We start from the raw sequence: 10,107 nt of genomic DNA, 5'->3' as shown, positions 1-10,107 counted from the left end.
GCCCATCATGGTCATGGTCTTGGGCGTCTTCTCGCCGGCCGAGGCCAGCAGGGAGATGGCCGCGAGCACCGGCACCGTAGGCTGGCACACCGAGATCACATGCAGGTKTTCCGCGCCGATGTGGCGGATGAATTCCTGGATGTAATGGATGTAGTCGACCAGGCCAAAACTGCCGTCCTCGACCGGCACCATGCGGGCATCGATCCAGTCGGTCACATAGACCTTGTGATCCCGCAGCARGGTTTTCACCGTGTCGCGCAGCAGCGTGGAATGGTGGCCCGACAGGGGCGCGCACACCAGTACGACCGGCTCATCCTTGAGCAGCCTGATGGTATCGGGGTCGTCCGCGTAGCGCTTGAAGCGCACCAGTTTGCAGAAGGGCTTTTCGATGATGGTCTGTTCGACGATCGGGATGTCCCTGCCGTTGGAGCGTACCGACCTGATATCGAAGGCCGGCTTCTCGTATTCCTTGCCGAGCCGGTAGAGCAGTTCGTAGCCCGCGGCCAGGCGCGTGGCGCCTGGCACCAGGGAAAGCGGACTCAGGGGATTGGTGAAGGTCTTGGCTGTAGCCTGCGCCCACGCGGTAAGCGGGTGGAGCATCGAGCGCTGGAATTCATGGAGCTGGTAAAGCATGGTTATTTCCCCCGGGATAATCCTTTTTTCTTCAGCGTTTTTCCAGATAGAAGAAAACTCGGCTGCGCACTTCGTCAGCTATTGGTCAGCTATAGCAGATTCTTCCGCAGTTGCTTCTTATCGATTTTCCCTACGCTGGTCTTCGGGATCTCGGCGACGAATACGATTCGCTGCGAATCCGGCACGGCGTATCGGCTGATCCGCTTTTCGTCGACGTAATGCTGCAAGTGGCGGCGAATATCCTCGACAGTCAGGCCCTCATCGCTGACGCACACGACGGCCATAGGGCGTTCGCCCCATTTTTCGTCCGGCGCGCYGATCACCGCGCTTTCACGCACACCGGGAATCCCGCAGATCAAATGCTCGACTTCGATGGAAGACACCCACTCACCACCTGTCTTGATGACGTCCTTGAGACGGTCAACGACCTGTATGTATCCATCCGGCAACATGACCGCCACGTCCTGGGTATGCAGGTAGCCCCCCGCCCAGAGTTCCTCCGAGGCCTCGGGCTTGCCAAGGTATCCCAGGGTCAGGTAAGGCGAGCGCAACACGATCTCTCCCTGCGTCTTGCCGTCGCGCGGCACATCCCGCATCTCGCTATCGACAACACGAAAATCGGTCAGGGGAACCGGCCTGCCGGTCATGCAGCGCAGGCGCACGCTTTCATCGATGTCTTCAGGAGCCACGCCCGGCGGGAACTGAGACAGCGCGACGATCGGCCCAGTCTCCGACATGCCATAGCCGGCGAAGACGTCGATGCCTTCCGTGACCGCGGCCTTGCAGAGCGATGCCGACAGCGCGGAGCCACCGATGATCATCTTCCATCCGCGCAGATCCGTCTCCTGCTCGCGAGCCTGTTGCAACAGCATCTGCAGAATGGTAGGCACGCAATGGGAGAACGTCACGCTTTCTGTCTTGCGCAGCCGTAGCAGGGTTTCCGGCAAATACCTGCCGGGAAGCACGATCTTGAGACCGAGCATGACGGCGACATAGGGCATGCCCCACGCCAGCACATGGAACATGGGTGTGATGGGCATGTAGACGTCTTCGCGATGCAGTCTCTGGCCCTCTCGCGGCGCGCACAGAGTGGTCGCTGTCGCGAGCGTATGCAGGACGATCTGACGGTGACTGTAGCTCACGCCCTTCGGATCGCCGGTGGTGCCGGTCGTATAGAAGATGGCCGCCGTGGTCTTCTCGTCAAAGTCCTGGAATGCAAAGTCGGGCGATGCCTGGCTGAGCAGCGCCTCGTATTCTCCTGCGACCGGCAGGCTGATTTCGGGCAGCGACTGACCGTCGGCAATCGTGATGATCTTGCGGACATGGCGCAATTCGGATCGGATTTCCTCCAGCAGCGGAAGGAAGTCGGCGTGTGCCAGGATCACTTCGGCGCCGGAGTCATTCAGCGTGTAGGCAATTTGCTTGGGCGAGATGCGCACGTTGACGGTAAATAGTCGGGCGCCCATCATCGGGATCGCGAAATAGCTCTCAAGATACCGGTGGCTGTCCCAATCCATGACGGCAACCGTGCCTCCATGCGCCACGCCTTGCGCGGCAAGCGCGGATGCAAGCCGTCCGATGCGCTGGCGGAACTGCCCGAAGGTAAAGCGCTGTTCTGCGCAGTAGGTAATTTCCTGGTCGCCATAGAGGCTGACGGAGTTCAGAAGCAACTGCCCGACAAGCAACGGGTAATCATAGGCCGACGGGGTTGCCGCAATCTGGCTCGAGGCTGGGTCAAAAGCTTGCATGGAGGGTCTCCTGGTAGTTTTGGTGGGTGTGTATCTTTGCCAGGCCATGCAGCGTGCGAACCGTGCGTTTGCACAGCGCCCCATGGTTCGCTGAGTACGGCGCCCGCCGCGCGTTTGATGCGCGCGTGGGACGTGCCAGGCTGGCGATCGTCGTTACCTGCGCCGGCTGATGCGTGTTCCGGCGCAAAGGCTGGCAGCCTACTTCAGCTTGTCCGGCCGGAGCCTGGGTCTGAAGGTGGCATGAAGTAAGCCTGCTGCCCTGAATTCTGCAGGACAATCGCCGCGGCTCCCCCCCACTGCTGGGGGGGGACGCCGCACTCGCCAGCATCAGAATACTGGCGACAGGTACCCAGGAACACTTCACCAAAGTGCGGGGTAGCAACCTTCGCGGCGGGGCGAGACCGCTCGCCGGTAGCGTGGCGCGTCGCCCGCATCGCGGATGCCGCAAGAATAACCAGGAGACTCACATGAAATGCATTGGTTGGTTCAACAGGAACGGTCGCGCGCTAATGGCTGGCGGGGCAATGGCCCTCTGCTTCGCTTCTCAACAAGCCGTTGCCCAGGCATGGCCTGCGAAGCCCGTGCGCATCGTCACCGCCGCGCCCCCGGGAGGCACTGCCGATATGCTTGCCCGCAGCCTTGCCGACGGCCTGAGCAAGCAGCTTGGCCAGAGCTTTATCGTTGATTCCAAGCCGGGAGGTTTCGGCGCGATCGCGGTACAAGACGTTCTGGCGGCACCGCATGACGGCTATACACTCCTTGTCATCCAGGACGGCATCGCTTCCGAAATCCCTTTTCTATCAAAGCTCCGCTTTGATCCCTTCAACGACATCAAGCCACTGGCGGAACTGGCGCGTGGCGGCCTGGTGCTTGTTGGCAACCCGAAGTTGCCCGCCAGGGACCTTCCCGAACTGATTCGATACATCAAGGCCCACCCGGCCAGCGTCAACTACGCGTCCTACAGCAGCGGCATGCTTGGGCACACCATGGGCCTGCAACTGAATCGGCTTGCCGGTATCGACATGAGCCATGTCGGGTACAAAGGCTCTCCGCCAGCGCTACAGGACGTCATGGGGGGGCATGTCCCGCTGATGTTCGACGGCACCGCAACGTCGCTACCGCTGATCAAGGCCGGCAAGCTCCATGCGTTCGCCGTCAGTTCGCCGAAGCGTCTCGCCGTGCTGCCGCAAGTACCCACATTCACGGAACTCGGATATCCGGGGCTCAATCAGGTAGCGTGGATAGGACTCTGGGCAACACCGGACGTGCCGGAAGCGATTCAGGAACGCCTGCGCGCCGCAACCCGCAAGGTACTCGAAACGCCCGCCGTGCGGGATCGCATTGCCGAACTGGGCCTGGATGCAGGGCTCCCCAAGAGCCAGGCTGAGCTAAGCGCCTCGCTTCACGCTGCCCACGAGCGCCAGGGTGCGCTGCTGAAGGCGATAGACTTCAAGCCCGAATAACAGATGCCAGACGTTATCGATATGAGCCTAAGCGCCGCGCCCGCGAAAACCGAGCCCGATGGCATGGGTCACACATTGACGATCGAAGTCTTCTTCGACTTTGTCTGTCCCTGGTGCCTGATTGGCAAGCGCAACCTGCAGGTTGCCGCGAGCCGTCTGGCCGAAGCACGGCCTGACGTGAGTCTGAAGCTGCTGTGGCGCTCGCATCAGTTGTTGCCGGACACACCGGTTGGCGGCTTCGACTACCAAGCCTTCTACCTTGCACGCCTTGGCAGTCTTGACGCGATCGCCAGGCGTCGTGCCCAGGTGCGGCAAGCCGGCAGCGCCGCTGGCGTCGATTTCAACTTCGAGCGGATCGCCCTCCTGCCTAACACGGCGGCCGCACATGATCTGGTCGCCCATGCCGCGGGGCATGGCGACGAAGTGCAAGTGGCGGCATTGATAGAACGCCTGTTTTGCGCCTATTTCATGGACGGAGAGGATATCGGCGACTTCTCCGTCCTGGAACGCTTGGGACTGGATAGCGGACTGGACCGACAAGGGCTGGCCGAGCATCTCGGAGCGTCCCCCGGCCGGCATGGCGGGTTGGTACGTCAACTACCGCCTGCCGGTTATGCCATCAGCGGCGTCCCCTGCTTTGTCTTCAACGGCACACAAGCGCTTTCCGGCGCCCATCCGCCGGACACGATTTTCGAAGCGATGTTGCGCTCGGTTCGAGGCTGAAGCCGCTCAAAGCCGACGCGGTGCGGGAGAACGGTGCCGTGTGCGAATGCGCGATTTGTTACACGGGAGCCCGGCGATCGCGTCGCTGCCCCCCCCCGCGACAGGGGGCAATCACCTACATTGCGAGGACTAGACTGGGCATCGGGTTCTTGGCATTCGGGCTCGCATCCGGGATTCCAGATGCGAGCTTTTTTTTTCGCCATTGCTCACTGTCGCCGGAACGCGCCCTGCCCATTCCAGCCGCGGCTCCAGTCAGGCGACGAGATGCGCCGATGCGGAAACCGGCGCTGCGGCGCATCGGCAGGAAGCGCGTTTTGACCCCCTATCGACAAAACCGGTAAGGGATATCCAAATTTCGCGTTTTTCCGATTTAGCCAGGCGCTCTACGCTCGCATATCAACATAGAAAAGCTCCCCCATGTCTTCCATCGCACAAGCCAGCAGCCCCCCCGTCTCCGCCGCCCTGAACTGGCGGAATCGCCTGCTTACGCTTCTGCCTCTGGGATTTACCGCCTGGCTGGCGCTTCAGCTTTCAGAGCATCCGGCCATCGCCAAGATGGGCCTGAGCGCCCTGACACTCGCCATGTTCGCAGGCATGTTCGCCGGGAACACGTTGCCGCGCGACTGGCTCACGCCGCTGGCGCCGGGCATGCAGGTCGCGCGGCATCACATGCTGCGCCTGGGTGTGGGGCTGTATGGCCTGCGCCTGACCTTCGACGCGATCGTTGCGCTGGGCCTCGCGGGTGTCCTGATTCCCCTGGCCATGCTGGTCTCGACCTTGCTGCTGGGTACCTGGATCGGCGTCAGGCTGCTGGGCCTCGAACGGCGCGAAGCGCTTGTGGTCAGCGCGGGGAGCGCTGTTTGCGGGGCTGCCGCCGCGATTGCCATGGCTTCAGTRGTCAAGACCGACAATCGCCAGACTGCCGTTGCCGTGGCTACGGTCGTGCTGTTCGGGACTGTGGGCATGGTGCTCTACCCTTACCTGTTCGACCTCGCCGTGGGCCACATGCACTTCGCGGTCAGCGAACGCACATTCGGCATCTTCACCGGCGCGACCTTGCATGAGGTAGCGCAGGTCATTGCCTCCGGCAAGATGGTCAGCGACGCGACCGCCGATGCCGCCGTCGTTGCCAAGATGGTACGCGTGCTGGCGCTCGGCCCCCTGCTGCTGATCATGGCGCTGTGGACCCGCGCAAGCGACCGCAAGCAAGGTCTCGATACGGGCGGTGCCGGCTGGTCCGGTCTCCTGCGCTCGGTGCCGTGGTTTGCCCTTGGTTTTGTTGCCGTGATGGCCATCAACTCCGCCGGCATGGTCCCGCCTGCCTGGAAGCCCGGGCTGATCGCACTGGACAACTGGCTGCTTGCCACCGCCATGCTTGCGATCGGCCTGCAAACGCGTTTGATTGACCTGGTCCGGACCGGACGCGCACCCATGATCCTGGCGGGCATCTTGTTCGTGTTCCTGATTGCAGGTGGCGCCGCCCTGTGCTGGTTCACGGCCTGAGCGACGGCGGATAAGAAGCGAGAAGAAGACCAACCGAAGAGGAGAAATAGTGGAGAACCGTAAGAATCCTGAGCAAGTGCTGCCCACGCGGCGCACCTTCCTGCGCGGTGCGGCCGCACTCGGTGCGCATGCGGCGCTGGGCGGCATGGCGTTCGATGCAATGGCGACCGCGAATGCAGGCACCGTGGACTTGCCGTTCGACAACGGCACGCGCGAACTGGTGGCATTCCCCCAAAAACGCCCGCTGATCCTCCTTACCAGCCGCCCCCCGCAGCTCGAGACACCATTCAGCGTATTCAACGAAGGCGTCCTCACGCCGAACGATGCATTCTTCGTGCGATACCACTGGAGCGGCATTCCCACGTCCATCGATCCCGACAGCTACCGGCTGCAAGTGGGCGGCAAGGTTGCGAATCCGCTGGCATTGTCGCTGGCGGACCTGAAACGCATGACCGACCCCGTTGAACTGGTGGCGGTCAACCAGTGCTCCGGGAATAGCCGCGGCTTTCTAGAGCCGCGCGTCAATGGCGGGCAGCTGGCAAACGGTGCCATGGGCAATGCCAGATGGATGGGGATTCCGCTGAAAAAAGTACTGGAAAAGGCTGGCGTGCAGCCGGGTGCCGTGCAGGTCAGCTTTGACGGACTGGACCGTCCGCCGCTGGATGGCAGTCCGGACTTCCTGAAAGCACTGCATATCGATCACGCGCTGGATGGCGAGGTGATGCTGGCATGGGGCATGAACGGGGCGGACTTGCCCTTGCTCAATGGCTATCCGCTCCGCCTGGTGGTACCGGGTCACTATGGCACCTACTGGGTGAAGCACCTTTCGAATATCCAGGTGCTTGACGGCGTCTTCGATGGCTTCTGGATGAGCGCGGCGTATCGCATTCCCGACAACGGCTGCGCATGCGTCGAACCGGGCAAGGCGCCCGCGCGCACAACGCCGATTGGCCGCTTCAATGTTCGCTCCTTCATCACCAGCCTGCAGACCGGCAGCAAGATCTCGGCCGGCCATGAGACAGTCGTGCGCGGCATCGCATTCGACGGTGGGTACGGTGTTTCCGACGTAGCCTTCTCCGCCGATGGCGGGCAGACCTGGAGCGCGGCGCGTCTGGGCAAGGATCTTGGCCGCTACTCCTTCCGGGAATGGAGCGTGGCCTTCCGCCCGCCGCGCAAGGGAAGCTTCGAGCTGCGCGTACGCGCCACCAATCGAATTGGCCAAAGCCAGCCGCTCAATGCACTCTGGAATCCGGCTGGCTATATGCGCAACGTGGTGGAAACCACCCGCGTCAGCGCCGTATGAGGGACACCATGAAGAATCCGCATAAGCTGGTGCGCGCCGGCCTTATCGCCACGTTGGCGGTGTTGAGCGGCATTCCCGCTGCCTTTGCACTGGAAGTCACGCTCCCTGCGGAAACCGCCGGCTATCGGGCCAGCGAGCTCCCAGGGTACCGCCTGGTACAGCAGAACTGTATGACCTGCCACTCCGCGCAATACGTGCAGAGCCAGCCGCCGTCATCGACGCGCACCTACTGGGAAGCCACGGTAAAGAAGATGAAGAAGCCCTTTGGCGCACCGCTGAAGGACGAAGACATGCCGGCCATGGTCGACTATCTGGTCAACACCTACGGCGCCGAACGGGGCAAGGACAGCCAGGGAGCCGTTGGCGCGCACCCTGCCGCGCAGACATCCGCAGCGCCGCAGGATGCCAGGAGCCTGCTAAGTGCGAACAACTGCACCGCTTGCCACGCTGTCGACAAGAAGGTGGTCGGGCCAGCGCTGCATGATGTCGCGGCGAAATACGCCGGCAAGCCGGATGCGGCCACGCAACTGATGCAGAGCATTCGGGCCGGCGGCAGCGGGAAGTGGGGCGCCGTTCCCATGCCCGGGTTCCCGCAACTAAGCGACGCGGAACTGAAAACCCTGGCCAACTGGGTGCTGACAAAGTAGCAGCCTCGGATTCCTGGCGCCTGGCGCGCCGTAGCGGGCGAATACGCGCAGGCCTGGCCGGTTCCAGGCCGGCATCGGCACGCCTTTGTCATCCAATACGTTGGCGATGACGTTCAGCACGGCGGCATGCTTCACTCCAGGCAACGCCAGCAGCGGCATGTCGCGTCCGATCAGCCGCAATGCCTGCCGCTCAGCCCCACTCGCGGCGCAGGCCGAGGCGGGGCCGGTGGCGTCTTGCTGGCGGTTAAACGACGGTCACCTTGCAGATCTTGGAAATCATGTAGCCCACGGCGGCCATCTTGTGTTCGTGCTTGACGGCAAAGGCATTCAGGTGCGCGGTGACGCAGCGGTCCAGCGCCTCGCCGGCGCCTTCGTTTTCAAAGCCCGGCAGGAAGGAGATGGAGATGCCCGGCAGCGGGTAATCATGAAGGCGAGCGTCCGCGACCTGGGTGTAAAGATTGCCGTTCCGGAACTCCTCAGGGATCTCGTCCCATTTCGGCAGGAGCTTCTCGGTACTACGCGCCAGTTCAGCGTCAGTGATGCCGTTCAAGTCGGCTCGGGTCAGAGAGTAGGCCATGGTCGTCCTTCAGAGACAAAAAATGCATCGGAGTGATGCTCTGGCCGAATGAATGCGCTGTGACTGCGGCTTCGACCGGGGGGACTGAGCATCTGGCCGATTCAAACATGTCTCGGACAAGAGCCTCCCCCCAGCAACGGGGGGGAGGCTGTGTCTTAGCTGGGTAACGTCACGCTGCCGGCCGGGACCGACGGCACTCCCGCTATGCGTCTCGCAACAAGCCCAGCAACTGCGCCCGGCGCACGATCTGCTTGCGGGTGCCGGCGTCCAGCTTGGCCGACAAGTTCTTCAGGTGCCACTTGACCGTCTCCTGCCCGATGCCCATGGCAAGCGCGATTTCCTTGTTGGCGAGATGCCGGGCCAGCAACGCCAGGACATTACGCTCTTTCGGTGTCAGCACCATGCTAAGCGCCACACGCGGCCTGTCTGCGCCGGCCTCGGCAGTGACGGGCACCGCCTCCCGCGCCTGCCTGGCAGGATCAAGACGCTGCGCACCGAACGATTCCATCTCGCTATTGCGCGCCCAGTCCGCCAGCGCGGGATTGACGTCGAGCAGGCCGCGCGTCATCCCGTACGCCTGCAGAAGATTCATGGCTTCGCGCAGCAAGGCTAGCCCCTTCTCGCCGCAGCGGTCCTGCGCCAGCGCCCGCAGCGCCATGATCTCGACGCGCATGCTCCCGAGTTTCATCGCCTCCGCCCCCGCCTCGGCCCGCGCCAGGTGTTGCTGCGCCGCCCGCCAGTCCTGCTCGGCAATGCAGACATAGGCATGCGCCAGATTCTGGAGCAAGTTCAGGCTGCGCTGCCTGATCGGAGAATCGGGCGAGGCATTGTCCGCAACGATCTCGCCGATGTGCCGCTGCAGGGTCCGGCATGTCTCGGAGCGGAAGCAGCCGCTATGCAGCCGCAACTGCTCGGTCAGGCTGGCCACGCACAGCCGCGGCAGATTGCGGGCAACGCCAACCGCATGCATGGTCTCAAGCAAGTCAAGGGCGCGATGTTCAGCACCCGTGGCAGCTGCAATGCGGGCCGCCGTGCGGTAAGCGAGCAGCACCGTGTCTGGCGTGCCGCCGCGCTCCAGGATGTCGAGTCGATTGGCCAGCAGCGCTGCCGCTTCGTCAATCTGGTCGCGTGCATGAATGGCGGTGGCCAGCAGTGCGGCAAGCATGCAGGAAAACGGGTGGCGCCGGCCCAGTTCTTCGTCGGCACGGCCCAGCGCCGGCCGCAGCGTGTGCTCCGCCAACAGGACCTGGCCCTCGAACAGGTACGCCAGTCCAATGATGTAATCGCGCCAGCGGACGACATAGCGGTAGGCAAGACCAGACTCGCCAAGCGGTACGTTCTGCTCGTAGCGACGCGCCCTGGCATATTCCCCCGCCATCAACGCGCGGGCAGCCAGGCGATTGGCATGCGCCTGCACCAGCCACGCATCGCTCACGGGCGGTACCTCCCCCCAGCGATCGAACAGGGCGGCCATGCAATCCGGCTCGTCCGCGTAATAGGCGGCGGCGCG

Annotated in this window: 8 protein-coding genes and 1 pseudogene; 5 read left to right on the top strand and 4 right to left on the bottom strand. The window is 63.1% G+C overall.

Annotated features, from left to right (window positions below; genetic code table 11):
• A pseudogene (locus tag AC1DKD_RS34630) lies at positions 1-633 on the bottom strand (polyhydroxyalkanoate depolymerase); the annotation flags it as partial.
• Between the two features lie 89 nt (positions 634-722).
• Positions 723-2,381, bottom strand: a complete 1,659-nt coding sequence (locus AC1DKD_RS34625) for a fatty acid--CoA ligase (protein WP_477144282.1) — start codon at positions 2,379-2,381, stop codon at positions 723-725.
• A 416-nt stretch (positions 2,382-2,797) separates the two neighbouring features.
• Here AC1DKD_RS34625 and AC1DKD_RS34620 point away from each other — a divergent pair, with 416 nt between their 5' ends.
• The 5 genes from AC1DKD_RS34620 to sorB all read left to right on the top strand — a co-directional run bounded on the left by AC1DKD_RS34620 (position 2,798) and on the right by sorB (position 8,020).
• Positions 2,798-3,844 carry a Bug family tripartite tricarboxylate transporter substrate binding protein gene (locus tag AC1DKD_RS34620; RefSeq protein WP_441636126.1) on the top strand — a complete coding sequence of 349 codons (1,047 nt, stop codon included), beginning with the start codon at positions 2,798-2,800 and terminating at the stop codon, positions 3,842-3,844.
• 3 nt (positions 3,845-3,847) lie between these two features.
• A complete protein-coding gene (locus AC1DKD_RS34615; RefSeq protein ID WP_477112104.1) occupies positions 3,848-4,567 on the top strand; it encodes a DsbA family oxidoreductase in 720 nt (239 codons plus the stop codon).
• Positions 4,568-4,984: 417 nt separating this feature from the next.
• On the top strand, positions 4,985-6,070 hold the full coding sequence (locus AC1DKD_RS34610) for a YeiH family protein (RefSeq protein ID WP_441636122.1): 1,086 nt from the start codon (positions 4,985-4,987) through the stop codon (positions 6,068-6,070).
• Between the two features lie 49 nt (positions 6,071-6,119).
• Positions 6,120-7,373, top strand: a complete 1,254-nt coding sequence (gene sorA, locus AC1DKD_RS34605; protein WP_441636120.1) for a SorA family sulfite dehydrogenase catalytic subunit — start codon at positions 6,120-6,122, stop codon at positions 7,371-7,373.
• An 8-nt stretch (positions 7,374-7,381) separates the two neighbouring features.
• Positions 7,382-8,020, top strand: coding sequence for a SorB family sulfite dehydrogenase c-type cytochrome subunit (gene sorB / locus AC1DKD_RS34600; protein ID WP_441636118.1), 639 nt, complete (start codon positions 7,382-7,384; stop codon positions 8,018-8,020).
• Between the two features lie 244 nt (positions 8,021-8,264).
• On the opposite strand, the gene AC1DKD_RS34595 is transcribed toward sorB, so the two are convergent.
• The gene (locus AC1DKD_RS34595) at positions 8,265-8,597 is read right to left on the bottom strand and encodes a hypothetical protein (protein WP_441636117.1); all 333 of its coding nucleotides are present in this window, start codon (positions 8,595-8,597) and stop codon (positions 8,265-8,267) included.
• 202 nt (positions 8,598-8,799) lie between these two features.
• Positions 8,800-10,107 (bottom strand): helix-turn-helix transcriptional regulator (locus tag AC1DKD_RS34590; RefSeq protein ID WP_477144281.1); only part of this gene is annotated, 1,308 nt, incomplete at its 5' end.

The organism is Cupriavidus sp. 05T313 (genome assembly GCF_056396665.1).
This window is presented reverse-complemented; position numbering and strand designations above follow the sequence as displayed.